Origin of the sequence: Hydrogenophaga sp. (assembly GCF_041913525.1) — a bacterium.
Classification (GTDB): domain Bacteria; phylum Pseudomonadota; class Gammaproteobacteria; order Burkholderiales; family Burkholderiaceae_C; genus Hydrogenophaga.
Window position 1 is genome coordinate 283,112 of the sequence record NZ_JAYSFD010000001.1, and the last position, 24,574, is coordinate 307,685.

The window sequence follows — 24,574 nt, forward strand, 5'->3', positions numbered from 1 at the left end:
GGGGTGTGGGCGTCCAGGGGGGCGGTCAAGGCTGACGGAGGCGTTGGAAAGACAGCCGCAGAATGTAGCAGGCCAGGCTTGACAATCCCCCTTGGGCAGGTGGGGCGGCCGCCAGCGGGTTGCACGAGGCGGCGAAGCACGTGCAATTGGGTTGCTGGCAATTGTTTTGGGGGCAATATTTCTGTGGCAATCACCAGTAGCGAGTCTGATCTGGACCCGGCCGCACGGTCGCCATCGGCGCTGGCCGCCTTCGATACCCTGTTTGCTGGCGCCCCTATGCCCTGCGCCCTCACCCGGCGAGACGACGGGCGCATCGTGGCCGTGAACCCGGCCTGGTCGTCACTGACTGGCATGGCGCCAGACCAGATTCTGGGCATGACCACCCTGGAGCTCGGGCTGTGGCAAGACGCCAAAGAGCGAGGTGAGGCCTTGCGCTCGCTGCCCCTGCGAGACCACCCGCAGCAGTGGCGCCTGCCCACCGGGCGCTCGGTGTCGGTGCGCCTGCAGCTCAGCGCCCTGCAAGGCGAACCCGGTTTCTTGCTGTGCTGTGTGATTGACGCTGAGCCCGAAGCGCAAGCCATGGCCGAGCGTGACCACACCCACGCGCTGCTGCTGGAGCGGCTTGAGTTGCACGACGCCATTGAAAAGGTGGCCCGCGTGGGGCATTGGCGAAACGGGCCCAACCCTGACGAGGTGATCTGGTCACCTGGCATGTTCGAGATTGCCGGCTGGGCGCCTCGCCCCATCGTCACGCGAGCTCAGGCCCGCGCCAGCATTCACCCTGATGACCTTCCTCGCTGGTTGGCGGCGCGCAATGCCGCGGACGGCCGAGAAGTCATCTTTCGCTGTGTGCGGCCTGACGGGCAGATCCGCTGGCTGCGCTCCATGATCGGCCTGACGTCACAGGGCGGGTCGGGGCCTTCCGACTTCGGGGTGATGCAAGACATCACCGCGGAGCACGAAGCCGGCCAGAAGCTGGCCGAGCAGCTGGCGCTGCTGCAAAACATCGCCAGCCGCGCGCCGGGCCTGATGTACCAGGCCCGCCAGTTGCCCGATGGCAGCACGCGGTTTCATTACGTGAACGACGCGGCCAAGGAAATGCTGGAGCTGACGCCCGAAGAGCTGCAGCAAGACGCCCGCCTGCTGTTCTCCCGGGTGCATCCCGACGATCGCCCGCAACTCATCGATTCCTTGCGGCGCTCCACGCGTGAGTTGATGCCCTGGCACCTGGTGTACCGCGTGGTGCTGCCAAGCAAGGGCGTGTGCTGGCACCACGTGGACGCGGTGCCACAGCGCGAGGCCGATGGCTCGGTGCTGTGGCACGGCTTTGTGATGGACGTGAGCGAGTCTCGGCGCGTGGCGCAGCAACTCGAGCGCCAGCACCGCATGATCGAGGCCATCCGCCAGGCGCAGGCCACCTACATCAGCGCGGACGACAAGCGCCAGGCCTTCGAGGGCCTGCTGGATGCATTGCTCAACGTCACCGGCAGCGCCTACGGCTTCATTGGCGAGGTGATCCAGGACGAACAAGACCAGCCAGCCGTGCGCATGCACGCCATCACCAACATTGCCTGGGATGAGGAATCCCGCCGAGCCTTTGACGAGCAGCGCGAGGCCGGCATGTTGTTTCGCAACCCGGACACCCTGTTCGGTCACGCCCTGGTGAGCGGTGAGCCCGTGATCGCCAACCACCCCGACAGCGACCCCCGGCGCGGCGGGCGCCCGCAAGGCCATCCACCCCTGGATGCATTTCTCGGCGTGCCGATCAAGGTGGGCGAGGAAACGCTGGCCATGGTGGGCCTGGCCAACCAGCCCGGTGGCTACAGCGAGGCCGACATCGAGTTCCTGCAACCCATGCTGGGTGCCGTTCGCCAACTGGTGCTGGCCTGGCGCGCCCAGACCGAGCGGCGGCGCACGCGGCGAGAGTTGCAGACCGCTCGCGACCTGTTGGCCGAAAAGAGCGAAGCCTTGCAAACCACGCTGGACAGCATCAGCCAGGGCCTGGTGCGGGTGGACGCGCAGGCGCGGGTGACCTTCTATAACCAACGCCTGTTGGAGCTGCTGCATCTGCCCGAGGAGATGCTGCGCAACGGTCCGCCGTTCTCCCAGGTTTTGCAATTCCAGGTCGACCGGGGCGACTTCGGCCAAGGCCAGGCCCTGGTGCAGCCAGAGGTGCGCGAGCAGATGATCGCTGCCGACTGGAGTTCCACCCCCGATTTCTACTGGCGCCATACCCGCGACGGCCGAACCCTGGAGGTTCGCACCCGTCGCCTGGCCAGCGGCGGCATGGTGCGCACCTTCACGGATGTGACTTCTTACTTCAAGGTGCAGGAAGACCTGCGGCGGCAGCGTCAGCGCCTCGCCTGGGTGCTTGCGGCCACGCGGGCGGGAGTGTGGGAAGTGGACCTGGCCGACATGAGCCTCACGGTGGACGAGCGTTGGGCTGAGATCGTGGGCTACCGGCTGGCCGAGCTCGAGCCCGTGACCTACGCCACCTGGGAAGCACTGGTGCACCCCGACGACCTGCCACGAGTGAACCTGGAGCGCGATCGTCACATTGCGGGTGAGGCGCCGTTCTTCGACTGCGATGCGCGCATGCGTCACCGCGACGGGCATTGGGTATGGGTGAATTCGCGCGGCCGAATTCACTTGCCTGACTCGCAGGACCGTTCGCGTTTCATGTCAGGCACTCACACCGACATCACCGAACGCGTGGCCGCCCAGGAGGAAATCCGTGCCCTGAACGCGGGCCTGGAGCAGCGCGTGCAGGACCGCACCGCCGAGTTGGAGCGCACCCTGCGCGACATGGAGGCGATTTCCTACTCCATGGCCCACGACTTGCGTGCGCCCCTGCGCTCGATGAACGGCTTTGCGGCGCTTATCCTGGAAAACGACGAGTGCCTTAGCGAACCCGGTCGCCAGATGTTCCAGCGCATTGCGAAGGCCTCGGGCCAAATGGGACAGATGATCACCGACATGCTGGAGCTGTTGCGCGTGGTGCGGGTGGACCTCACGCTGCTGCCGGTGGACATGCAGGCGCTGATCGCATCGGTCTGGGACACGCTGGCCCCGCAGGCTGGCGACGTGACGCTGGATGTGCAACCCTTGCCCCAGGCCCTGGGCGACGCCATCCTGCTGCGTCAGGTCTTGAGCAACCTGCTGGACAACGCGATCAAGTACTCGCGGCATCGGCCTGGCGCCGCCGTGGTCGTGGGGCACGACCGCCAGCAGGGGGCTTATTTCATCCGCGACAACGGCATGGGTTTTGACATGGCCCATGCGGGCAAGCTGTTCGGACTCTTCCAGCGCTTGCATGCCGGCAGCGACGTGCCGGGTATGGGCGTGGGGCTGGCTATCGTGGCGCGCATCGTTGAGCGCCATGGAGGCAAGGTGTGGGCTGACTCGATACCCGGCGCAGGCGCCACCTTCTGGTTGCGCCTGCCGCTGGCCTGAACGCGATCAGAACGGGGCGTCGGGCTGGGTGTCGGCGGCGGCGGCGGGCGGCGTCGTGTCGTCCGAGGCGGGTGCTTCGTCTGCGGCAGTGCCCTTGCGTGCGGCCAGGCGCGTCTGGCGCACGGCGGCCTTGTCACCTGCGCTGGCGAATTTGCTGTACTTGCCAGTGAGGGCCACCAACTGGCCATAGATCTTGGGGTTGGCGGCCAGGCATTCCTTCTGTTCCAGGAAGTCGGATTCGCCGGTGAAGTTGCCGATCAGGCCACCGGCCTCGGTGACCAGCAGCGAGCCGGCGGCCACGTCCCAGGGCGAGAGACCCATCTCGAAGAAGCCGTCGGCGAAGCCAGCGGCCACGTAGGCCAGGTCAAGCGCGGCAGAGCCAGGGCGGCGAACGCCAGCGCACTTGGGCATCACGTCGCCCAGCATCTGCATGTAGGTCTGGAAAGCGTCACCGGGGCGGAAGGGGAAACCGGTGGAGATCAGGCACTCGCGCAGCGAGTTGCGCTTGGCCACGCGGATGCGGCGCTCGTTCAGGTAGGCGCCGCGGCCACGGGTGGCGCAGAAGAGGTCGTTTCGGGTGGGGTCATACACCACGGCCTGCTCGATGCGCCCGCCCACCATGAGCGCGATGCTCACGCAGTACACGGGGAAGCCGTGGATGAAGTTGGTGGTGCCGTCCAGCGGATCGATGATCCACACGTGGTCCTTGTCGCGGCCTTTGCCTTCGCGCTGGCCCGATTCCTCGGCCCAGATGCCGTGGTCAGGGTAGGCGGTGAGCAGGGTGTCGATGATGGCCGCTTCGGCCGCGTGGTCGACTTCGGTGACGAAATCGTTGGTCTGCTTGGCCGAGACACGAACGGTCTCCACGTCCAGCGCGGCGCGGTTGATGAGGGCACCTGCGGTGCGGGCGGCCTTGATGGCCACGTTGAGCATGGGGTGGAGATTGGACGACATGAATTGTGGACCTCGGCGCATGGCGCAGCGGTGGAAGAGCAGACAGGACCGATCCGGCGATGCGGGCGGCGACAATAGGCGCGATTTTACTGCCCTGTGTATGAAAACCCGATTTGTTTTGATCAACACCAGCCACGCCGGCAACGTGGGCGGCGCGGCCAGGGCCCTGAAGGTCATGGGTTTTGACGAGCTGGTGCTGGTGGCGCCGCGCTGGTCCAACGTGCTGCGCAAGGAAGAAACCATCCAGCGCGCCAGCGGCGCCACCGATGTGCTGGCCCGTGCCCGCGTGGTCGACACCCTGGACGAAGCCCTCGACGGCATCACGCACTTGTGCGCCACCGCCATGACCCCGCGCGACTTCGGCCCGCCCACCCAGGCGCCTCGCCAGCACTTTGAAGCCCTGGTGGCCCAGCCCGAGCCACCCGCAGGCGTGGCCTTTCTGTTTGGCAGCGAGCGCTTTGGCATGGCCAACGAAGACGTCTACCGATGCCACGTGGCCCTGAGCATTCCCACCGCACCGGGCTTTGGCTCGCTCAACCTGGCGGCGGCGGTGCAGCTCATCGCCTACGAGTGGCGCCAGGCCCTTGGCGGTTTTGAGGTGCCCCCCGGCGCCACGCAGCGCCCGGCCGCCGATGTCCCCGCCGTGGCCGGCATGCTGAGCCACTGGGAGCAGGCCCTGGTGGCCGTGGGTTTTCTGGACCCGGCCGCGCCCAAAAAGCTCATGCCCCGGCTTAACCAGATGTTCAACCGGGCCGCACCGACCGAGGAAGAAATCCACATCCTTCGCGGTGTTGCCAAAGCCATGATCCAGGCCGCCGAGAAGGCAAAGCGATAGACTGGCCGACCTATGTTTGACCGCCTCCGCTCCGACATCCAGTGCATTCTTGAGCGCGATCCCGCCGCGCGCAGCGCCTGGGAGGTGCTCACCTGTTACCCCGGCCTGCACGCCGTGCTGCTGCACCGGCCTGCCCACTGGTGCTGGCACCACGGCCTGAAGTGGCTGGCGCGCTTCATCTCCAACCTCAACCGCTTCCTCACCGGCATCGAAATCCACCCCGGCGCCAAGATCGGCAACCGGGTGTTCTTCGACCACGCCATGGGCGTGGTGGTGGGTGAAACCGCGGAAATCGGCGACGGCTGCACCATCTACCAGGGCGTCACCCTGGGCGGTACCTCGCTCTACAAAGGCACCAAGCGCCACCCCACGCTGGGCAAAGACGTGGTGGTGAGCGCTGGCGCGAAGGTGCTGGGCGGCTTCGAGGTGGGCGACGGCGCCAAGATCGGCAGCAACGCCGTGGTCATCAAGCCCGTGCCCGCCGGCGCCACCGCCGTGGGCATTCCGGCGCGCATCATCCCCAGCAAAAAGGGCGAAAGCGCCGACGTGACCGAAGAGCGCAAAGAACCGCCTAAGTTCACGGCTTACGGCATCACCCAGGACGACGACCCGCTCTCCCAGGCCATGCGCGGCCTGATCGACAACGCCTCCAGCCAGGAACACCAGATTGCCTTGCTGTGGCAAGCGATCGAGAAGCTGGCCTGCGCGCAACGTGGGGACTGTGTGCCGGACGACGCGGCGCGCAAGGAGAACTTTGAGGCGGAGAAGCTGAATCAGTTGGTGGGGAAGTGATTTCTCTGCTTGGTTTGGTTTGAGGGGTTTGGCTGGCGCCGGGCCTTTTGTATTCCCCCCCCTATCCCCCCAACCCCCTTTCCACCCCCACCGGGGTGGAAAGGGGGAGCTTGATTTGGTTTCTTCGCGCCGACCAGGGCACCACGGGCGTGACGTTGCCGCTACCTTTTCGCGCCAGCATGTGGTGCCGGCGGTCGTAGAGAGGGCCTGCGCTTAAGGCGCTCAGCCGGAAAGACTCCTGCCGTCCCCAATACAGGCAGGCATGCGGTCGCAGGGCGTGACAGCCGATGCACCGTTTCACCCCAAGAATCGTCAGCCGGCGGCCCCAACAGCAGCCGAGAAATCTGCGCGAGCCAACTCCGGTGGCGACGCCTCGCCCGTGGTTCAGTAGCCGACGACCAAAAGCCAAATCAGGCTCCCCCTTTCCACCCCGGTGGGGGTGGAAAGGGGGCTGGGGGATAGGGGGGGAATACAAAAGGCCCGGCGCCAGCCGAACCCGTCAACACCCAACACGCCGCCCATGTCAGTGGAGCGCCGACATCGCAGGCACTCCCTACGACCGCCGGCACCACATGCTGGCGCGAAAAGGTAGGGGCAACGTCACGCCCGTGGTGCCACAGTCGGCGACCAGAGGCCAAATGAGGCTCCCCCTTTCCACCCCGGCGGGGGTGGAAAGGGGGGTGGGGGGATAGGGGGGGACTACAAAAAGTCCGGCGCCAGCCGAACCCCTCAAAAATCCAACCCGACCAGCGATCAGCCGATCAGCCGATCAGTGGTGATGCCCATGGTCCCCATGAGCATGTCCATGCGCCACCTCTTCAGCCGTCGCCGCCCGCACATCGATCACCTTCAGGCTGAAGGTCAGGTCCTCACCCGCGAGCGGGTGGTTGCCATCCAGGTGCACGGTGTCCCCCTTGATCTTCTTCACGGTGAAGACTTGTCGGCGGCCCTGGTCGTCGGTGCCTTCGAGCTGCCCGCCCACCTTCACGCCCGGGGGAAAGTCTTTCTTGGGCAGGGTGGTCACCAGTGACTCGTCGCGATCACCGAAGGCCAGCTTGGGTTGCAGGGTGATGGTGGTGGCAAAGCCTTTTTCCTGGCCTTCCAGTGCCACCTCAATGCCGGGCAGGGTGTTGCCGTAGCCGCCGTGCAGGTAGGCGCGTGGCGTTTTGCCGTCTTCCAGCAGCTTGCCTTGGCTGTCGCGGGCCTGGAAGGTGAGGGTGACGACGGTGTCTTTGGTGATCTTCATGTTCGGGCTCTCGGACAAAGGGGCTCAGCGCGCGGGGCGCACGGCGGATTTGGGGCGGAAGGCCTTGCACACCTCGTCGTTCGTCTCGAGGTAGGGGCCGCCAATGAGGTCAACGCAATAGGGCACGGCCGCGAAGATGCCGTTCACCTTTTGGGTGCCGTCGGCGTTCTTCAGGCCTTCCAGCGTCTCGGCAATGGCCTTGGGCTGGCCTGGCAGGTTGATGATCAGGCTGTTGTCGCGGATGACCGCCACCTGACGCGAGAGGATGGCCGTGGGCACGAAGGCCAGGCTGATCTGCCGCATCTGTTCGCCGAAGCCCGGCATTTCCTTGTGGGCAACGGCCAGGGTGGCCTCGGGTGTCACGTCGCGTTTGGCCGGGCCGGTGCCGCCGGTGGTGAGCACCAGCGAGCAGCCAGCGTCCACCAGCTCGATCAGGGTGGCGCTGATGCGCTCTTGCTCATCGGGAATGAGGCGCGGCTCGAAGGTGATGGGGTTTTTCAGCGCCCGGCCCAGCCACTCTTGCAAGGCGGGCAGGCCTTTGTCTTCGTAGACGCCGGTGCTGGCGCGGTCGCTGATGGAGACGATGCCGATGCGCACCGGCTCAAACGGGGTGTCAGTCGTGGTCATGGGGCGGGGTGTCCTCGTCGTCACGGGCCAGCGCGGCGCGCACGGCCTGGAAGATTTCGCGGTAGGCCTTGCCGTGGCGCACGGCCTCGCCGGGGCGTTCTTGGCTGGCGGTGGCCTGGGCGTCTTTGCGCGCCTGGCGGATCAGGGCGCGCAGGTGCTGCACATCGGCTTGCTGGTCTTGTTCGAGCCAGCGGGTGAGGGCAGCGTCGTCGGCAATGAGCGCGTCGCGCCATTGCTCGGCCTGGTGCAGCATCAGGGTTTCGCGGGCAGAAGGCTTGCGCTGTTCTTCCAGCGCGGCCTCGATGTCATGCACCACCGATTCGTCGAGCGCGCGCATGAGCTTGCCGATGAACTGCATCTGGCGGCGCTTGCCTTCGAAGTTGGTGATGCGCTTGGCCTCGGCCAGCGCGTCGAGCAGCTTGTCGCTCAGGTCGAGCCGGGCCATCAGGTCGCTGCGCAGGGTCAGGAGGGCTTCGCCCAGCGCTTGCAGGTGCTCGCTGTGCTTCTTCAGATCGGTCTTGCTGTGCTCGACCGAGCCTTTGAGCTCGCGCTTGAGTTCCTGGTCCAGTTCGCTGCCAATGGCAACGAACTGGCCGCGGACGAAGTAGCCTTTGGTGGGTTTGCGGGGCATGGGGGAGGGGCACTGCGCGCAGGGCAGCGCCGGTGTAGAGCGGCCCGTATCATAGCGACCGACATGAAAAACACCGCCTCCACTCAGCCGCTTGCCGGTTTCCAATACGCCCGCAGCCAATTTGAAGAATGGGTCGACCTGGCCCTGTCGCACGCCAAACAATTGGGTGCAGCCGATGCCGCAGCCGAAGTGTCAGAGGGCGCCGGCCTGAGCGTGTCGGTGCGCAAGGGCGAGTTGGAGAACGTGGAGCGCAACCGCGACAAGTCACTGGGGGTCACGGTGTACCTGGGGCGACGCCGAGGCAACGCCTCCACCTCGGACTTCTCGGCGGCGGCCATTCGCCAGACCGTGCAGGCCGCTTACGACATCGCCCGCTTCACCGCCGAAGACCCGGTGGCCGGCCTGCCCGATGCGCAAGACATCGCCGACCACTACCCCGACCTTGACCTGTTCCACCCCTGGGCCATCAGCACCGAAGAGGCGGTGCGCCTGGCGCTGGAGTGCGAGGCCGCGGCCTTTGCTACCAGCAAGAAGATCAGCAACAGCGAAGGGGCCGGTGTGTCGGCCCAGCAGTCGCACTTCTACACCGCTCACCTGCGTGGGGGCGAACGCGGCAAGCCCGGCATCTTCAGCGGCGGCTACGCCAGTTCGCGCCACAGCCTGTCCGTCTCGCCGATTGCGGGCAAGGGCGCCAAGATGCAGCGCGATTACTGGTACACCAGCCACCGGGCGCCGCAAGACCTGGCAAGCCCGCAGGCCGTGGGCCGTTACGCCGCCGAGCGCGCGCTGGCGCGACTGAACGCCCGCAAGATCCCCACCACCGAATGCCCGGTGCTGTTCGAGTCGCCCATGGCCGCTGGCCTGCTGGGCGCCTATGTGCAGGCCACCAGCGGCGGTGCGCTGTACCGCAAGACCACCTTCCTGGCCGACAGCCTGGGGCAGCGCGTGATGGCCCCGCACCTGGACATTCTGGAAGACCCGCACATCGTCAACGGCAAGGGCAGCGCGCCGTTTGACGACGAGGGCGTGCGCACCGCCCGCCGCGTGGTGCTGGACGAAGGCGTGGTGCAAGGCTATTTCCTGTCCACCTATTCGGCGCGCAAGCTGGGCATGCGCACCACCGGCAACGCCGGGGGCTCGCACAACCTCACCCTCAGCAGCCGGCTCACCCAGCCGGGCGATGACCTGGTGGCCATGCTCAAGAAGCTCGGGCGTGGCCTCTTCGTCACCGAATTGATGGGCCAGGGCGTCAATTACGTGACCGGCGATTACTCGCGCGGTGCCGCCGGCTACTGGGTGGAAAACGGCGAAATCGCCTTCCCGGTGCAAGAGGTGACCATCGCCGGCAACCTCAAGGACATGCTCCTGGGCATTGAGGCCGTGGGTGCCGATGCCTACAACTACGGTGCCAAGACGGTGGGCTCGGTGCTGGTCAACCGCATGAAGGTGGCCGGCAGCTGACAACAGCGCATGCCTTATGGGCGCGGTTTGCGCTGCACCATGAGGTTGCGCTTGGCGTCTTCGGGGTAGGCGAAGGTCACTTTGCCATCGCGCACCATGCCCATGACCAGCATGTTGGCCGTAATGGCTTCCTTGTCGTCCCGGCTGAAAGGCTTCTCGTAGGTGGCCACCACGCCGTAGTAGGTGCGAGGCAGGTTTTCCAGCGCAGCCTTGACGGCAGGGCCGGGGAAGCGCCCGTTGCGCAGGCTGAAGAGCGCATGCGCCAGCAGGTAGGCGGCGTCGTAGCCCTGGGCGGCGGCCATGGGCACGGTGATGGCTTGCTGGTGCTTGCGGGCAAACGCGCTCAGAAACGCCGCTCGGCGCTCATTGCTGGGCTCTGCAATGAAGCTCTGCGCCATCATGGCGCCTTCGGCTGCGGCCTTGGCCCCTTGGATGAAGAAGGGGAATGACAAAGGCCAGCCACCTACCTGTGGCATGTCCCACTTGATGGCTTGGCGGCCCTTGGCGATGACCGCGTTTTCGGGGCCGACGGTGTAGCTGAACACCACGTTGGCGCCAGCGTCCCGTGCTTGGCGCAGGGCGTCGCTGAGGTCTTTCACGCCCAGGTCAAAGCGCGCCACGTGCACGGGCTTGATCCGATGCGTGGCCAGTGCGGCCTGCACGTCTTGCAGACCGGCTTCGCCGTAGGGGGTGGTGTCGGCGAAGATCGCCACGCGCGTCCAGCCTCGGCGGACCAGGTCGTTCACCACGAACGGTGCCTGGATGGCGTCGGAGGGGGCGTTGCGGAACACGTAGCTGTCGGGTGCGGGAGCCTGAGCGGTCACTGGGGCGCCAGCCGCGCAAGGCACGATCAGTGGCGATTCTCTGTGCTGGAAGACCGGAATCGCCTTGAGCGCCACGCCGGTGTTGCAAAAGCCCAGCGTGGCCACCACCCGCTCGCTCATCAACTCCTGGGTGCCGCGTAACCCCACGTCGGGCTTGCCTTCGTCGTCTTTGATCACCAGGGCCAGGGGACGGCCGAGGTAACCGCCCACGGCGTTGATTTCGTCGATCGCCAGTTCAATGCCCTGCAGCATGGGCTTGCCGAAGTCGGACGATGGGCCGCTGAAGGGCCCGATCACGCCGATCTTCACCGGCTCGGGCGCAGCCGTTTGCGCCATCCCCATTGGGCAGAAAAGAACGAGCAGGGCGGCGCAGCAGTGGCGCAGGCGGCGAATCGGGTCCACGGGCAGTCTCCTGTTGACGGGGCAAGAACCAGCGCCTTGCCCACTGGGCGGCGCCGACTTTGCCATAAGCCAAAAGAATTACAAGCCTGGGAAATGCCGATGGGCCGTTCGGGTGGCTTGCCGGGTCCCGCAGGGACCCCGGTGGACCGTGGTGGCCTTAGCCCGCCAGGGCGGCCTTCACGGCGGCGGACACGGCACCCATGTCGGCCTTGCCGGCCAGGCGTGCTTTGACCGCACCCATCACCTTGCCCATGTCGCCAGGGCCGCTGGCGCCCAGTTCGGCGACGATGGCCTTGACCTCGGCGGCAATGTCGTCAGCCGACAGGCGTGCGGGCAGATAGGCCGCCAGCACGGCCATTTCGGCCTTTTCCTTGGCCGCGAGGTCGTCGCGGCCGCCCTGCTCGAAGGCGGTGATGGAGTCTTTGCGCTGCTTGACCATCTTGTCGATCACGGCGATCACGGCCGCGTCGTCCAGCTCCACGCGCTCGTCCACTTCTTTTTGTTTGATGGCCGCGGTGAGCAGGCGGATGGTGCCCAGGCGCTCCATGTCTTTGGCGCGCATGGCGTTTTTCATGTCTTCGGTGATCTGGTTTTTCAGGCTCATGGGGTGCTCCGAGAGAGGGATGAACAACAAAAAAGCCCGCCTGAGCGTCCTCCAGCGGGCTTTTTTTGCAACCGGGCTAACGCCGGCAGCGGTGTGCGAGATCAGTACAGCTTCTTGGGCAGCTGCATGGAGCGCACGCGCTTGTAGTGGCGCTTGACGGCGGCTGCCTTCTTGCGCTTGCGCTCGGCGGTGGGCTTTTCATAGAACTCGCGGGCGCGCAGGTCGGTCAGCAGGCCGAGCTTTTCAATGGTGCGCTTGAAGCGACGCAGAGCAACGTCAAACGGCTCGTTGTCTTTAACACGGATGGTGGTCATTGGCGAAATGTTTCCAGAATGTGCAGCAAGAGGATGGTCGGGAAGATCGGGCCCGGCCTTCGTTGCAGCGAAGTTTCCCGTCATTAACTAGTATTGGCCGACGGGAGTTTGCCAGCAAAGCCCAAGATTATAGCCCTTTGGCGGCGGCTGACCAGCGCCCGTTCACAGGGCGTTCGCGCAGGCGGCCGCCGAGGCCCAGGCCCACTGGAAGTTGTAGCCGCCCAGCCAGCCGGTGACGTCCACCACCTCGCCAATGAAATACAGCCCTGCCTGCTTGGATTCCATGGTTTGGGAAGACAGGTCGCGCGTGTCCACGCCGCCCAGCGTCACCTCGGCCTTCTTGTAACCCTCGGTGCCGGTGGGAGTGATTTCCCAGCGTGCCAGGCGCTCGGCCAGGCGGTGCAGGGCCTTGTCGCTGGTGTCGGCCACCGGGCGCTGCCAGTCGGCGTCTTGCGAGACCCAGGCATCGGCCAGGCGGCTGGGCACCAGGGTGGCCAGTTCGTTGACCAGCAGTTTGCGCGAGCGTGCCTTGGCCTCCAGCAAGGAAGCGTCCAGATCGGTGTCGGGCGCCAGGTTCAGGCGGATGGGCGTGCCCGCCTGCCAGTAGCTGGAGATTTGCAGCACCGCCGGGCCGGAGAGCCCGCGGTGGGTGAAGAGCAGGTCTTCGAGGAAGGCCATGCGGGTCTTTTTGCTGCCGGTCTCGATGTTCACCTGCAGTGCCAGGCCGGCGAGGTCGGCGTAGGGCGCCCATTGGGCGCCGTCGAAGGTGAGGGGTACCAGGCTGGGGCGGGTGGGCACCAGGCGCAGGCCGAACTGCGCGGCCAGGCGGTGGCCGAAGTCGGTGGCGCCAATGGCCGGGATTGACAGGCCACCGGTGGCCACCACCACTTTTTCGGCGCGCACCACGCCCTGCGCGGTGTCCAGTTCGTAAAACCCGTCGCCTGCTCGGCGCACGGCCGCCACGCCGCAAGGTTGCCAGCGGGTCACGCCCCCAGCGTCGCACTCGCGCAGCAGCATTTGGATCAGGTCGTCGGCCGAGCGGTCGCAGAAAAGCTGGCCTTTGTGCTTCTCGTGAAAGGGGATGCCGTGGCGTTGCACCAGGGCAATGAAGTCGGCCGGTGTGTAGCGCGAGAGGGCGGAGCGGCAGAAGTTCGGGTTCTCGCCCAGGTAATGCTTGTGTGGCGCGCGGGGGTCGAGGTCGCGGTTGGTGAAGTTGGCGCGGCCGCCGCCGGAGATGCGGATTTTCTCGGCCACCTTGGCGCTGTGGTCCAGCACCAGCACCCGTTTGCCACGCTGGCCGGCGATGCCGGCGCAAAACAGGCCGGCCGCGCCTGCGCCGATCACCACCACGTCGAATTGCTGCATGGCGCGCAGTGTAGCGAGCGCGTCCTTTGCGCCGCGCCTGTGTCTTGGGGTGCTGGCCTCAGGCCAGGGCGCGCATGGTCAAAACACCTGCTGCTTCCGACACTGCCCGGTGCTCGCGGGGCAAGGGTGGCCGGACGGTCTGGCTCCCGCCGTGGGTGAGAGGGGAAATGGAATGGACGAGAAACAGGAAAGAACGGCGCAGTTCCTTTCGCTGGTGGCGGGCTTGTGTCGCTTGTGTGGGGCCGATGCGCCAGCACCGACCGAGGTGGGCGATGGCCCGATCTGGGTGAACGTGACGATTGAGGAGACGCCCCTGTGCCTGACCTACTCGCCCACAACGGACGCCGATCAGTTCGTGGTCGAGACCGAGTTGTGCCGGCCAGCCCCGGGGCAGGAGTTAGCGGTGTTGCGGCTGGCGCTGGAGATCAACCTGCTGCTGGCGCGCAACCGACACATGACGCTGGGGCGTCACCCGCAGACCGAGGCTTTGCTTTTGGTGGCTTGCCTGCCGCTGGACCGCGTGAGCCCCGAGTCTTTGCTGACCTCGATGGTGCTGATGGCCGAGCAGCGGGCCGCCTGGGTGTCGGGGCAGGTGCTGCAGGCACCACCCGAACCCATGCCAGGCAAGGGGCAGTCAACTGTGTCGGGGCAGATGGCCCCCACCTGGGTGGAGTGAGACGACCATGGAGCTTGAAAGTGAAAGCACGTCCTCCTCGGTGAGGGAATCCGACCCGCGCCCCGATATTCGTGTGGAGATCGAAGTGCCGGCGCAGCCGCCCACCACGGCCGCCAGCTACTGGGCGGGATTTAGCGCCGGCGCGAACTTCGTGACCGGGCAATTGGGACACGCCTTGAACGCCGCTTGGTCCTTGAGCAGCGACTTCGTGCAACGCGCCTCCGTTCGAACCGCGTCGCCGCGCGCCGAGGCCCAGTCGACCCCGTCAGCCGACGACCGCCAGCTTGACCTGGAGGAAGACGACGTGATCGTGAGCCTGGAAGAAGAAGGCGGCGACACGGCATTCGCCACTGCCGAGTCCTCCGATGAGGTTGCCGAGCCGACCGTTCTGGACGAGGCCTGGGCATCGGTGGCCGTGCACGCCATCCTGGGTGTGCCCCAGGGAGAGCTGACCTCCAAGAAGGCCCTCAAGCATTTTTGTCGTGATCACCTCGCCGTGGCCTCCCCCGCGTTGTGCCGCGACCGTTTGTTCGCGCTGGCCCAGCGCTGGCGTTTCGCGCCCAGCGAAGACGAGCGCAAGGCGGGCCTGCGACTCAGGGGCTGGATGCGGGCGTACGGCGAGAGACATCCGCGCTTCCAGTCGGCTTGGCAGGACGTGGAGTTGCAGTGTTTTCAGCAAAGGGTCGAGGCCCAGTGGCAGAACATCGGCGAGACGTCTCTGGCCACGCCACAGGCCGTGGTGAGCAATCTGCTGCAGGCCGGCTACAGCGAAAACGATCTCTTCGAGCTGTTGGGCACGGTGATTGGTGGGCTTGATCGCCGAGCCCAGGCGGGAGACGAAGGCGGCGACGGCATTGGGGCTGCGCAGTGGTCGGCCATGCTGGAACAACTGGTGCAGCAGCGCCTGCAGGCCACGCAACAGAGCACGGTGGGCTTCATTCCCGAGTCGGTGCAGCACACGGTGGAGCAGTTGTCGTCGCTGGCCCGCGAAGGCGCGCGCCAGCCAAGGGCGCGTCCGTGGCGCTTCGCCATTGGGGTGCCTTTGACGGTTCTGGTGCAAAAGCCGGTGTGCATTTTTCTTGGGCGATGCATTGCCCGGCAGACGGTGGAGAGTCTGTTTGACGTGATGCGCGAGGCGGGCTATTCCAACCGGGAGATCGCTGCTGCCTTCGGGGTGTTGAGCGCAGGCACGCTGGCGGCCGGGTATGTCTATTTCCTGCTGCATCGCAGCCGTCACCCACTGCCGCAACAGTTTCGCCATTGGCGCTTCAGCACCGTGGTGATGCAGGCCGGGCAGATTTCGGCCATTTTGCTCAGTGCCCTGGGGCCGGTGGTGGCGGGCACCCTGGTGTCGGATGTGCACGCCAAGACCTTGCGCTGGGGTGGCACGGCCGCTTTCACGGCCGCGCAGGCCTACCTGACCGTTGTGTCCAAGTACGTCCGACAGGCCTTCCAGACGGGCAGCTCAGGGCCACTCTTTCCGCTGCTGCAGTTGAATGGGGTCCCCAAGTCGATGAAGTGGCGGCAGCAGGTGTTTCGCGACGCGGCCGGCATTCTGGGGGCGTCTTTGGTCACGGCCTTGAGTGTCTGGTGCCCGCTGCCCGCCGACGGGCGGACCTTGGTCACCCGGGTGATCACCGAGGATTTCTACCTCATGCTCACCGACTGGTTTTCTGACGACCCCACCGAGCTGGCTTCTGTCTTCCTGATGCGTTGGTTTCCCGGGGAGGTGGACCCCGCCACCCTGTCCATCTCGCCCAAGGACGTGCCCAATCCTTTCGGGTTTTCGTCCGCGCAGGTGCGCGATGGCCTGCTGGAGGTGCTCGACAACGGCTGCAGCCGCGTGTTCAACGGCTTGGGCGATACCTTGTCGTTCGCCGCCAAGTCCTTGGAACTGAGCGACCACGCTGGGGCGGCCTTGTTCGTGAAGTGGCTGAACGTGTTGATCAAGGCGCCCCTGAGCACACGCCGCTCCACCCTGCTGACGGTGTTGCGCACGGGGGTGGGCGACCCGCGGGGGCTTCAGTCGCGTGCCCTATCGCAGTTGGCCAGCCTGATCGCCGGGCACCCGGTGGAGTTGGATGGCGAGGTGGTGCCGGTGCTGCGCGACCTTACGCCCCATGAGGTGGGTTGCCTGGCCTTGTTCACCTTGGACCGCCACACGGGCGCTTTCCACCCGGTGAAGCTGGCTGAGGGATTTCGGGTGCGAGAGCTGACCTTGCCGGAAGGCCGCGGCAGCTATCGCTTCTTTGACAGCTTGCCTGGCGCCGAGGCCGTGAGGCCCTATTTCCACCAGGTGGCCAAGGCCTTGCCCCCAGAGCCAAGTGCCTGCCTGGCGGCGTTCAACATGGTGACGATGGAGCTGCTGGGGCGTCAGGCCGCCGATGCCGAGCACGCCTACGCCTGGTTGCTGGATTCGGTGCAGAACGAAGACGGTGACTCTTTGCTCAAGCCTGGCCTATGTTGGGCAGACGTGCTGGCCCACTTTCACCGCGCCCATCCCCGCGCGGCGCGGCTTCGCTTGCAGCGGCTGCACTGGGATGCGCTGGGCGAGATGCAACTGGACGGCGAGAGCCGTGGCATGCGACGCGCTCTGCGGCCCTTGCGCGCATTTGGCCTGGCGGTGCGTCGCGCGCCGGACGAGCCGCTGGTGCACGTGCTGGTGTTGCCCATTGGGTACCGCTACGGGTTCTTCAGTCCCCACTCGCCAGCGCCATTGGCCCTGACGCCCAGGCACCAGCGCATGGAATGCCTGGACGCCATTCTTTGGTGGCATGAACGCCTGGCGCTCAACGCAGGCGGGCAAGACGCGGGGGGAGGGCTGATTGAGTTGGAGTCCAACCCGCTTGAGGTGAACCGGCAGCCGATCGAGATTCTGTCGCTGGCGCTGGAAGAGGCGCGCCTTTGAGCGCGCGCCCGATCAGGCGCTGCGCACTGCCGGCTGGGCCAGGGCAGCCAAGCCGCTGAGCACGTCGCCCACCACGATCACCGAAGGGCTGCCCAGCCCTTCGCGCTGCAGCGTGGCGCTGAGCTGGCCCAGCGTGGTGACGGCGTGGCGCTGCTGCGGCAGGCTGGCGTGCTGAATGATGGCCAGCGGCGTGTGCGCCGGCAGGCCGGTGAGCAGGTCTTGCTCGATCTGGCTGGCGTGCGACACGCCCATGTAAATCACCAGCGTGAGCTTGGCCGAGTGGGCGGTGGCGGCCAGGGCCTGCCAGTCGGTGCCGGCGTCGCCCGGCTTGGCGTGGCCGGTGATGAACACCACGCCATGCGCGTGGTCGCGGTGGGTGAGGGGCACCCCCAACGAACTCAGCCCGGCCAGCCCGGCCGTGATGCCGTTGACCACCTGCACCGCAATGCCCTGGGCCTGCAGGTGCTCCACCTCTTCGCCGCCACGACCAAAGATGAACGGATCGCCGCCTTTGAGGCGCACCACCACCTCGCCTTCGCGCGCGGCCATCACCATGAGCTTTTCGATGAAGGCCTGCGGCGTGCTCTTGCAGCCGCCGCGCTTGCCCACGTGCACCACGCGCGCCGAGGGCGAAGCGTGGGCCAGCACGGCGTCGTTCACCAAGTCGTCCACCAGCAGCACGGTGGCGCTCTGGATGGCGCGCACGGCTTTCAGCGTGAGCAGTTCGGGGTCGCCCGGGCCGGCGCCCACCAGGGTGACGGTGCCGGGGCGGAAGGGGTGGGTGGGGGTGGTGTCAGGCATGGTGATCGAGTTCTCGCAAGATGCATTCCACTTGCTGCGCCATTGGGGGCGGCACTTCGCGCCGTCCGTCGAGCACCTCGCGGGTCCAGGTGGCGGTGGCGCTGGCTTCTGGTGCGGGCAGATCGGGCAACTGGGTCAATGGACCCTCTTGGGCTGGGCGCAGTTCCTGGATCTGCCCACCGCGAAAGGCTTGCAGGCGCGGCAGGCGGCGCGGGTCGGCCACCGGCTCGCCTTCGGTGCCGCGCAGCAGCAGGGCGTGCGCGCCGGTCAGCGCGAAGGTGGCGGCCATGCTGGTGGCGTATTCGGGGTGTGTGTAGCTGCCCACCACCAGGGCCGGGCCGGTGCAGGGGTTCATGAGCTTCACCATGGCATGGCCGCTGTTGCGCAAGCCCACCACGCGGCGCACCGCCAGCAGCGCCTGCAGGCCAGCGTGCAACTGGCCGGTGGGCACGAACACCAGTTGGCCGGCCTGAAGCGGCGCAGGGGGCTGTGGGGCGGGCGCGTGGCCGAGGGCGGCCAACACATCGGCACTGCTCACGCGGGTGTCTTCGGTGGCCGTGCCGTGCACCACCACCGCCACGCCGCGTTGCGCCAGCAGCAGGCCCAGCAGCGGCGTGAGCACGGGCAGTTTGCGGGCGCCGTTGTAGCTGGGCAGCACCGCGGTGGGCACGCCGGCATTGGGCAGCTTGTGCAGGCGGGCTTCGGTGGCGTCCAGGAAGCCGGCCATCTCTTCAGGGGTTTCGCCTTTGATGCGCATGGCCGCGCAAAAGGCGCCCAGGGCCAGCGGGTCCACCTGGCCATCCAGCACCTGGCCCATGAGGTCGGCCGCCTGCGCGCGGCTGAGCGCTCGGGCGCCGTCCTTGCCGCGTCCGATCTCTTTGAGGTACTGCCGAATGCTCATGGGGCGGCATTGTGGGCGAAGTTTGATGACTTGCCGTTATAAGCAAACGGGCGCTGGCGCCACCGCAATCAGGCGGCGCAGCTCGGGCACGCAAGAGCCGCATTGGGTGCCGCAGCGCAAGGCCGCTTGCAGCGAGGCCAGGCGTTCGTCTGGCGAGCCGCTGGCCTGGGCGAGGTGGCCCTGGATGGCGGTGTCCGACACGTTCAGGCAAGTGCACACCTGGCGCCCTCGCGGTGGCTGGCCCGCCGGTGCCTGGGTGCCCGGCATGAGCAGGCGCCAGCCCAGGGCGGTGGCGGGGGCTTCGTCCAGCAACAGGGGGCGCAGCCAGGCCTCGGCCTCGTCTTGCCCGGCCAGCAGAAAGCCGCGCAGGGGACGCTGTTCTCCCTCGCCGTCGAGCAGGGCGCAGCGGCGCTGGCCGCGAGAGGCGTCGGCGTAACGCAGCGCGTCGGCGCGGTCCAGGCCCAGCAGGTGTTCGATGCGCTGAAGCTGCTCGTCGGTGGCCGGTGCGCGGTCGGCCGCGCGAAAACACAGGCCGGTGCGCTCACGCCCGAAGGGCACGCAGCTGGCGAAGGGAAACGCAGCCATCAGCTCGCGCAGTTGCTCGCGCACGGTCAGGGCGCGGTCGTCGGGCAGCCAGGCCATGGCCACCAGTCGCCACGGCAGCTTGGCGCCTTCCACGCGCACGGCGGCGTGTTTCAGCTCGGGCTGGCGCGAGTGGGGGCAGGCGGTGGCGCTGGTGAGGGTGTTCACGCCCAGGGCCGGCTGGCCGTCGGCGCCGCGCCCGCCCAGGTACTCGCTGCCCCAGTGCATGGCGGTGAAGGCGCGGCCGGGCAACACGCCGTCGCTGCCCTTGGCGGGCAACACCAGCTCGCCCCGGTGGCCGGCCACGCGCACCAGTTCGCCGTCGCGCAGACCCAGGCCCTGCAGGTCGCTGGGGTTCAGTTCGATCTGCGGTTCGTTCACGTGGCCGAACAGGCGGCCCAGGGTGCCGGTGCGGCTCATGCCGTGCCACTGGTCGCGCAGGCGGCCGGTGGTCAGGGCCAAGGGGAAGCGCTCGTCGCAAGACTCGCTGACGGGGCGGTAGGGCGCGGCCACGAAGCGCGCGCGGCCGTCGGGCGTGGTGTAGCGGTGGTCGGTGTACAGGCGGCGCCGGCCCTCGGTCTGGCCTTCGGGCAGGGGCCAGGGCTGCGGGCCAAGATGTTCCAGGCGGGCGTAGCTGAGGCCGGTGATGTCGAGGTCGCGGCCACGGGTGGACTCGCGGTGCTCTTCCCAGATCGCTTGCGGTGTGGAGAAGGGAAACAGATCGGGCAACTCGGGTCGCAACACGGGCTGCAGGCGCCGGGCCAGGTCCACCGCGATGCGCCAGTCGTGCCGCGCCTGGCCGGGGGCGGGCACAGCCGGGCGCACGCGGCTGATGCAGCGTTCGCTGTTGGTGACGGTGCCGTCTTTCTCGCCCCAGGTGGTGGCGGGCAGCAGCAGGTCGGCGTGGGCGGCGGTGGCGGTGTGGGCGAAGGCCTCTTGCACCACCACGAACTCGGCGCGCTCCAGGGCGCGGCGCACGGTGGCCTGGTCGGGCATGGACTGGGCCGGGTTGGTGCAGGCGATCCACAGCACGCGGATTTGCCCGTCGGCCGCGGCCTGGAACATCTCCACCGCGCTCAGGCCGGGGCGCTCGGGCACGCTGGGCACGCCCCACAGGGCGGCCACCTCGGCGCGGTGTGCGGGGTTGGCCAGGTCGCGGTGGGCGCTGAGCAGGTTGGCCAGGCCGCCCACCTCGCGCCCGCCCATGGCGTTGGGCTGGCCGGTGAGCGAGAAGGGGCCGGCGCCGGGGCGCCCGATCTGGCCGGTGGCCAGGTGCAGGCCGATGAGGGTGGCGTTCTTGTCGGTGCCGCTGCTGCTCTGGTTCAGGCCCTGGCAGTACAGGCTCAGCGTGGGCGCGCGACCGCTGGGCGGGGGCGTGTCTTGCCCGCCCCAGGCGAACCAGCGCGCGGCGGTGAACAGGTCGGCCTGCGGCAGGCCGCACACCTGGGCCACCCGGGCCGGCGGGCAGTCTTGCACCAGGGCGGCCAGGGCGTCGAAGCCGGTGGTGTGGCGGGCGATGTGGTCGCGGTCGATCCAGCCCTCGCGCAGCATGATGTGCAGCAGGCCATGGAAGAGCATCACATCGGTGCCGGGCGCCAGGGGCAGGTGCAGGTCGGCCGCGGCGGCGGTGTCGGTGCGGCGGGGGTCCACCACCACCAGGCGCAGGGTGGGGTTGGCCTGGCGGGCGGCCTCGATGCGGCGGAACAGCACCGGGTGGGCGTAGGCGGTGTTGCTGCCGGCAATGAACAGGCAACCCGCGTGGTCAATGTCGTCGTAGCAGGCCGGGGGCGCGTCGGCGCCCAGCGTCTGCTTGTAGCCGGCCACGGCGCTGCTCATGCACAGGCGCGAGTTGGTGTCGATGTTGTTGGTGCCGATCAGGCCCTTGGCCAGTTTGTTGAAGGCGTAGTAGTCCTCGGTGAGCAACTGGCCGCTGATGTAGAAGCCCACCGCGTCGGGGCCATGCTGGCGCACCGCATGGGCCACGCGCTCGGTGGCCAGGGTGAGCGCGGCGTCCCAGCCCAACGGCTGCGGCGTGGCGCCGCGCGTGGCGCGGTGCAGGGGCTGCAGCAGCCGGGTTTGCGCGCCGATGTGGGGGGCGGCACTCAGGTGCAGGGTCTGCCCTTTTGAGCACAGCCGGCCCCGGTTGGCCGGGTGCTCGGGGTCGCCGCGCACGCCGGTGATCTGCTCACCTTGCGACTCGATGATCACGCCGCAGCCCACGCCGCAATAGGGGCAGGTGGAACGGGTGTGGCGGGTGTCGAGGGTGGCCATGGCGCGTCAGGGGTGGGCGGTGGAAGGGCAGGGTGCGGCGCGGCGAGCGGGGCCGGCCACGGGACGGCTCAGGTTCAGGCCCAGGGTGGCCAGCTCGTGTGCGTTCAGCAGCACCTGGCCGTTGGCCACCCGCACCGCGAAGCGCGGCGTGCAGCCCTGGTCGGGCGCCTGCGCCTGGCCGTCGTTCAGGCCGATGGTCCAGTTGTGCAGGGGGCAGGCCACGCGCTGGCCGAACACGATGCCCTGGCTCAGCGGGCCGCCCTTGTGGGGGCAGCGGTCGAGCAGGGCGAAGACCTGGTCATCGGGGGTGCGAAACAGCGCCACGTCCAGGCCCTGGGCGCGCGGCACGGTGCGCGAGCCCAGCACGGGAATGTCGGTGACGGCGCAGATAGCGATCCACTCGGGTGTCGAGGCGTTCATGCGGCGCTCCCTTCGGTGTGGCCGGATGAAACCGGCTGAATGGGGATGTACTGGCGGGTGTCCACCGCGGCGGCCTGGTGCTCGAACCAGGGGTCGGGTTCGCCGTCGAGCGCGGCCTGCAGTTGCGCCCACAGCGCGCGGCGGCCCTCGGCGTCGTCAACGATGCGGCGCTTGATGTGGTCCAGCCCCACACGGGCCACGTAGTGCACCGTGCGCTCCAGGTACCAGCCCTCGAGCCGGTAGAGCTGCATGAAGGCGCCGGTGTGCTCCATCACTTCTTCGGCGGTCTTGAGCTTCACCAGGAACTGCGCCACCTCGGTCTTGATGCCGCCGTTGCCGGCCACGTACATCTCCCAGCCGCTGTCCACGCCCACGATGCCCACGTCCTTGATGCCGGCCTCGGCGCAGTTGCGCGGGCAGCCGCTCACGGCGAACTTCACCTTGTGCGGGGCGTACATGCGCCACATGGCGCGCTCCAGGTCTTTGCCCAGCTGGGTGCTGTCTTGCGTGCCCATGCGGCACCACTCGCTGCCCACGCAGGTCTTCACCGTGCGCAGGGCCTTGGCGTAGGCGTGGCCGCTGGGCATGCCGATGTCGCGCCACACCGCCGGCAGGTCTTCCTTCTTCACGCCCAGCAGGTCGATGCGCTGGCCACCGGTGACCTTCACCGTGGGGATGCGGTACTTGTCCACCACGTCGGCAATGCGCCGCAGCTCGGCCGCCGTGGTCTCGCCGCCCCACATGCGCGGCACCACGCTGTAGGTGCCGTCTTTCTGGATGTTGGCGTGCATGCGCTCGTTCACGAAGCGGCTTTGCGGGTCGTCTCGAGCCTCTTTGGGCCAGGTGCTGATGAGGTAGTAGTTGATGGCCGGGCGGCAGGTGGCGCAGCCGTCGGCGCTGCGCCAGCCCAGGCCGGTGAACACCTCGGCGCGGGTGGTCCAGTGCTGGTCGCGGATCGCGTCGCGCACCGCCTGGTGGCCGTGCTCGCTGCAGCCACAGATGGCCTTGAGCTTGGGCGTGGCCGAGTAGTCGCCGCCCGCCGTGGCCATCAGGATCTGTTCGACCAGGCCGGTGCACGAGCCGCAGCTCGCACTGGCCTTGGTGTGCTTGCGCACCTCGTCGAGCGTGAACAGGCCCTTGTCGCGAATCGCCTTGCAGATGCTGCCCTTGTTCACGCCATTGCAGCCGCACACCTCGTCGCTGTCGGCCATGGCCGCGGCCTTGCTCTGGCCCTGGTGGCCCACGTCGCCGATGGCGCTGGTGCTGAAGTGCTCGCCAAACATCAGGCGGTCGCGCAGGTCGGACACGTTGCGCCCCTCGCGCAGCAGCTTGAAGTACCAACTGCCGTCCACCGTGTCGCCATACAGGCAGGCGCCCACGAGCTGGTCGTTCTTGAGCACCAGCTTCTTGTAGATGCCCGCGCCAGGGTCGCTCATGACGATGGTCTCGGTGCCGTCGCCGCCCATGAAATGGCCGGCGGAGAACAGATCGATGCCGGTCACCTTCAGCTTGGTCGAGGTCTGCGAGCCGGTGTAGCGGCCAATGCCGAACTCCGCCAGGTGGTTGGCCAAGACCTTGCCTTGCTCGAACAGCGGCGCCACCAGCCCATAGGCCACGCCCCGGTGCGCGGCGCATTCGCCCACGGCGTAGATGCGCGGGTCGGTCACGGTCTGCAGCGTGTCGCTCACCACGACGCCGCGGTTCACGTGCAGCCCGGCCGATTCGGCCAGTGCCGTGTTGGGCCGGATGCCCACGGCCATCACCACCAGGTCGGCCGGGGTTTCCCGCCCGTCCTTGAAGCGCACCAGGCGCACGCGGTCTTCGCCGAGCAGGGCCTCGGTCTGCGCACCCATCAGGAACTTCATGCCACGCGCCTGCAGCGACTGCTGCAGCAATCGCCCGGCATGCTCGTCGAGCTGGCGCTCCATTAGCCAGGGCGCCACGTGCACCACCGTCACGTCCATGCCGCGCTTCATCAGGCCGTTGGCCGCTTCCAGGCCCAGCAGCCCGCCGCCAATGACCACCGCGTGGCGGTGGCGCGCGGCGGCGTCGATCATGGCCTGCGTGTCGGCGATGTCGCGGTAGGCCAGCACGCCGGGCAGGTCTTTGCCCGGCACGGGCAGCATGAAGGGGTGGGAGCCGGTGGCCAGCACCAGGCGGTCGTAACCGGCCTCCATCTCCTGGCCCTGGGCATCGCGGGCCACCACCACCCGGCGCACGCGGTCGATGCGCGTGACGGTGCAGCCGGCGTGCAGGGCGATGCCGTGGTCGCGGTACCAGGCCCAGTCGTTGAGCACGATCTCGTCCAGCGTCTGCTCACCGGCCAGCACCGGCGAGAGCAGGATGCGGTTGTAGTTGGGGTGCGGCTCGCTGCCGAAGACGGTGATGTCGTACAGGTCGGGCGCCAGCTTGAGCAGCTCTTCCAGCGCGCGCACACCGGCCATGCCGTTGCCCACCAGCACCAATCGCATCTTGGGCATCTTGGCCTTGGGATTGACTCGCATGTC

At 67.6% G+C, this 24,574-nt stretch carries 19 protein-coding genes; 6 read left to right on the top strand and 13 right to left on the bottom strand.

All coding sequences use genetic code 11. The features are described 5' to 3' along the window. Positions 1-183: 183 nt before the first annotated feature. Complete coding sequence (locus ACE3RQ_RS01420; RefSeq protein WP_374519177.1) at positions 184-3,453, top strand: PAS domain-containing protein; 3,270 nt, start codon at positions 184-186, stop codon at positions 3,451-3,453. Positions 3,454-3,459: 6 nt separating this feature from the next. On the opposite strand, the gene ACE3RQ_RS01425 is transcribed toward ACE3RQ_RS01420, so the two are convergent. Then, positions 3,460-4,407 carry an inositol monophosphatase family protein gene (locus ACE3RQ_RS01425; RefSeq protein ID WP_374519179.1) on the bottom strand — a complete coding sequence of 316 codons (948 nt, stop codon included), beginning with the start codon at positions 4,405-4,407 and terminating at the stop codon, positions 3,460-3,462. 100 nt (positions 4,408-4,507) lie between these two features. Here ACE3RQ_RS01425 and ACE3RQ_RS01430 point away from each other — a divergent pair, with 100 nt between their 5' ends. Beyond that, positions 4,508-5,242 (top strand): RNA methyltransferase, encoded by a 735-nt coding sequence (locus tag ACE3RQ_RS01430; protein ID WP_374519181.1) that lies wholly within the window; start codon positions 4,508-4,510, stop codon positions 5,240-5,242. Positions 5,243-5,254: 12 nt separating this feature from the next. After that, entirely contained in the window at positions 5,255-6,034 is a 780-nt protein-coding gene (gene cysE, locus ACE3RQ_RS01435; protein WP_374519183.1) for a serine O-acetyltransferase, read from the top strand. Between the two features lie 769 nt (positions 6,035-6,803). Here the strand turns inward: cysE and ACE3RQ_RS01440 are convergent. From ACE3RQ_RS01440 to yjgA, 3 genes are read right to left on the bottom strand one after another with little or no spacing between them, the layout of a single operon-like run. Further along, on the bottom strand, positions 6,804-7,280 hold the full coding sequence (locus ACE3RQ_RS01440; protein WP_374519185.1) for a peptidylprolyl isomerase: 477 nt from the start codon (positions 7,278-7,280) through the stop codon (positions 6,804-6,806). 24 nt (positions 7,281-7,304) lie between these two features. Next, positions 7,305-7,907: a molybdopterin adenylyltransferase gene (mog, locus tag ACE3RQ_RS01445; RefSeq protein ID WP_374519187.1), complete on the bottom strand. Its 603-nt coding sequence runs from the start codon at positions 7,905-7,907 to the stop codon at positions 7,305-7,307. Next, a complete protein-coding gene (yjgA, locus tag ACE3RQ_RS01450; RefSeq protein ID WP_374519189.1) occupies positions 7,894-8,538 on the bottom strand; it encodes a ribosome biogenesis factor YjgA in 645 nt (214 codons plus the stop codon). The genes mog and yjgA overlap by 14 nt, the downstream gene beginning before the upstream one ends. A 63-nt stretch (positions 8,539-8,601) precedes the next feature. On the opposite strand from yjgA, the gene pmbA reads away from it, so the two are divergent. Continuing rightward, a complete protein-coding gene (gene pmbA, locus ACE3RQ_RS01455; protein ID WP_374519191.1) occupies positions 8,602-9,999 on the top strand; it encodes a metalloprotease PmbA in 1,398 nt (465 codons plus the stop codon). Between the two features lie 14 nt (positions 10,000-10,013). Here the strand turns inward: pmbA and ACE3RQ_RS01460 are convergent, their stop codons facing one another. From ACE3RQ_RS01460 to ACE3RQ_RS01475, 4 genes are all read right to left on the bottom strand, one after another. Next, a complete protein-coding gene (locus ACE3RQ_RS01460; RefSeq protein WP_374519676.1) occupies positions 10,014-11,165 on the bottom strand; it encodes an ABC transporter substrate-binding protein in 1,152 nt (383 codons plus the stop codon). A 217-nt stretch (positions 11,166-11,382) separates the two neighbouring features. Then, complete coding sequence (locus ACE3RQ_RS01465; RefSeq protein WP_374519193.1) at positions 11,383-11,829, bottom strand: GatB/YqeY domain-containing protein; 447 nt, start codon at positions 11,827-11,829, stop codon at positions 11,383-11,385. Positions 11,830-11,930: 101 nt separating this feature from the next. Continuing rightward, positions 11,931-12,143: a 30S ribosomal protein S21 gene (gene rpsU / locus ACE3RQ_RS01470; RefSeq protein ID WP_056273869.1), complete on the bottom strand. Its 213-nt coding sequence runs from the start codon at positions 12,141-12,143 to the stop codon at positions 11,931-11,933. 162 nt (positions 12,144-12,305) lie between these two features. Further along, entirely contained in the window at positions 12,306-13,508 is a 1,203-nt protein-coding gene (locus ACE3RQ_RS01475; RefSeq protein ID WP_374519195.1) for an NAD(P)/FAD-dependent oxidoreductase, read from the bottom strand. Positions 13,509-13,680: 172 nt separating this feature from the next. Here ACE3RQ_RS01475 and ACE3RQ_RS01480 point away from each other — a divergent pair, with 172 nt between their 5' ends. Together ACE3RQ_RS01480 and ACE3RQ_RS01485 are read left to right on the top strand one after the other, a co-directional pair. Then, on the top strand, positions 13,681-14,184 hold the full coding sequence (locus ACE3RQ_RS01480) for a CesT family type III secretion system chaperone (RefSeq protein ID WP_374519197.1): 504 nt from the start codon (positions 13,681-13,683) through the stop codon (positions 14,182-14,184). Between the two features lie 7 nt (positions 14,185-14,191). Further along, on the top strand, positions 14,192-17,092 hold the full coding sequence (locus ACE3RQ_RS01485; protein WP_374519199.1) for a hypothetical protein: 2,901 nt from the start codon (positions 14,192-14,194) through the stop codon (positions 17,090-17,092). Between the two features lie 12 nt (positions 17,093-17,104). Here the strand turns inward: ACE3RQ_RS01485 and cobA are convergent, their stop codons facing one another. The 5 genes from cobA to nirB are packed head-to-tail and all read right to left on the bottom strand — an operon-like array spanning position 17,105 to position 24,547. Beyond that, the gene (gene cobA / locus ACE3RQ_RS01490; RefSeq protein WP_374519201.1) at positions 17,105-17,893 is read right to left on the bottom strand and encodes a uroporphyrinogen-III C-methyltransferase; all 789 of its coding nucleotides are present in this window, start codon (positions 17,891-17,893) and stop codon (positions 17,105-17,107) included. After that, complete coding sequence (gene ybiB, locus ACE3RQ_RS01495) at positions 17,886-18,794, bottom strand: DNA-binding protein YbiB (RefSeq protein WP_374519203.1); 909 nt, start codon at positions 18,792-18,794, stop codon at positions 17,886-17,888. Before ybiB ends, cobA begins: the two co-directional genes overlap by 8 nt. A 36-nt stretch (positions 18,795-18,830) precedes the next feature. Then, positions 18,831-21,647 (bottom strand): molybdopterin-dependent oxidoreductase, encoded by a 2,817-nt coding sequence (locus ACE3RQ_RS01500; protein ID WP_374519205.1) that lies wholly within the window; start codon positions 21,645-21,647, stop codon positions 18,831-18,833. A gap of 6 nt (positions 21,648-21,653) precedes the next feature. After that, on the bottom strand, positions 21,654-22,067 hold the full coding sequence (gene nirD, locus ACE3RQ_RS01505) for a nitrite reductase small subunit NirD (protein ID WP_374519207.1): 414 nt from the start codon (positions 22,065-22,067) through the stop codon (positions 21,654-21,656). Beyond that, positions 22,064-24,547, bottom strand: a complete 2,484-nt coding sequence (gene nirB, locus ACE3RQ_RS01510; RefSeq protein ID WP_374519677.1) for a nitrite reductase large subunit NirB — start codon at positions 24,545-24,547, stop codon at positions 22,064-22,066. Before nirB ends, nirD begins: the two co-directional genes overlap by 4 nt. Positions 24,548-24,574 lie beyond the last annotated feature (27 nt).

What these genes read in the sequence shown, in the direction of transcription:
- ACE3RQ_RS01425 (WP_374519179.1), bottom strand. Translation starts at nt 4,407, where the DNA reads ATGTCGTCCAATCTCCACCCCATGCTCAACGTGGCCATCAAGGCCGCC.
- ACE3RQ_RS01430 (WP_374519181.1), top strand. Translation starts at nt 4,508, where the DNA reads ATGAAAACCCGATTTGTTTTGATCAACACCAGCCACGCCGGCAACGTG.
- cysE (WP_374519183.1), top strand. Translation starts at nt 5,255, where the DNA reads ATGTTTGACCGCCTCCGCTCCGACATCCAGTGCATTCTTGAGCGCGAT.
- ACE3RQ_RS01440 (WP_374519185.1), bottom strand. Translation starts at nt 7,280, where the DNA reads ATGAAGATCACCAAAGACACCGTCGTCACCCTCACCTTCCAGGCCCGC.
- mog (WP_374519187.1), bottom strand. Translation starts at nt 7,907, where the DNA reads ATGACCACGACTGACACCCCGTTTGAGCCGGTGCGCATCGGCATCGTC.
- yjgA (WP_374519189.1), bottom strand. Translation starts at nt 8,538, where the DNA reads ATGCCCCGCAAACCCACCAAAGGCTACTTCGTCCGCGGCCAGTTCGTT.
- pmbA (WP_374519191.1), top strand. Translation starts at nt 8,602, where the DNA reads ATGAAAAACACCGCCTCCACTCAGCCGCTTGCCGGTTTCCAATACGCC.
- ACE3RQ_RS01460 (WP_374519676.1), bottom strand. Translation starts at nt 11,165, where the DNA reads ATGGGGATGGCGCAAACGGCTGCGCCCGAGCCGGTGAAGATCGGCGTG.
- ACE3RQ_RS01465 (WP_374519193.1), bottom strand. Translation starts at nt 11,829, where the DNA reads ATGAGCCTGAAAAACCAGATCACCGAAGACATGAAAAACGCCATGCGC.
- rpsU (WP_056273869.1), bottom strand. Translation starts at nt 12,143, where the DNA reads ATGACCACCATCCGTGTTAAAGACAACGAGCCGTTTGACGTTGCTCTG.
- ACE3RQ_RS01475 (WP_374519195.1), bottom strand. Translation starts at nt 13,508, where the DNA reads ATGCAGCAATTCGACGTGGTGGTGATCGGCGCAGGCGCGGCCGGCCTG.
- ACE3RQ_RS01480 (WP_374519197.1), top strand. Translation starts at nt 13,681, where the DNA reads ATGGACGAGAAACAGGAAAGAACGGCGCAGTTCCTTTCGCTGGTGGCG.
- ACE3RQ_RS01485 (WP_374519199.1), top strand. Translation starts at nt 14,192, where the DNA reads ATGGAGCTTGAAAGTGAAAGCACGTCCTCCTCGGTGAGGGAATCCGAC.
- cobA (WP_374519201.1), bottom strand. Translation starts at nt 17,893, where the DNA reads ATGCCTGACACCACCCCCACCCACCCCTTCCGCCCCGGCACCGTCACC.
- ybiB (WP_374519203.1), bottom strand. Translation starts at nt 18,794, where the DNA reads ATGAGCATTCGGCAGTACCTCAAAGAGATCGGACGCGGCAAGGACGGC.
- ACE3RQ_RS01500 (WP_374519205.1), bottom strand. Translation starts at nt 21,647, where the DNA reads ATGGCCACCCTCGACACCCGCCACACCCGTTCCACCTGCCCCTATTGC.
- nirD (WP_374519207.1), bottom strand. Translation starts at nt 22,067, where the DNA reads ATGAACGCCTCGACACCCGAGTGGATCGCTATCTGCGCCGTCACCGAC.
- nirB (WP_374519677.1), bottom strand. Translation starts at nt 24,547, where the DNA reads ATGCCCAAGATGCGATTGGTGCTGGTGGGCAACGGCATGGCCGGTGTG.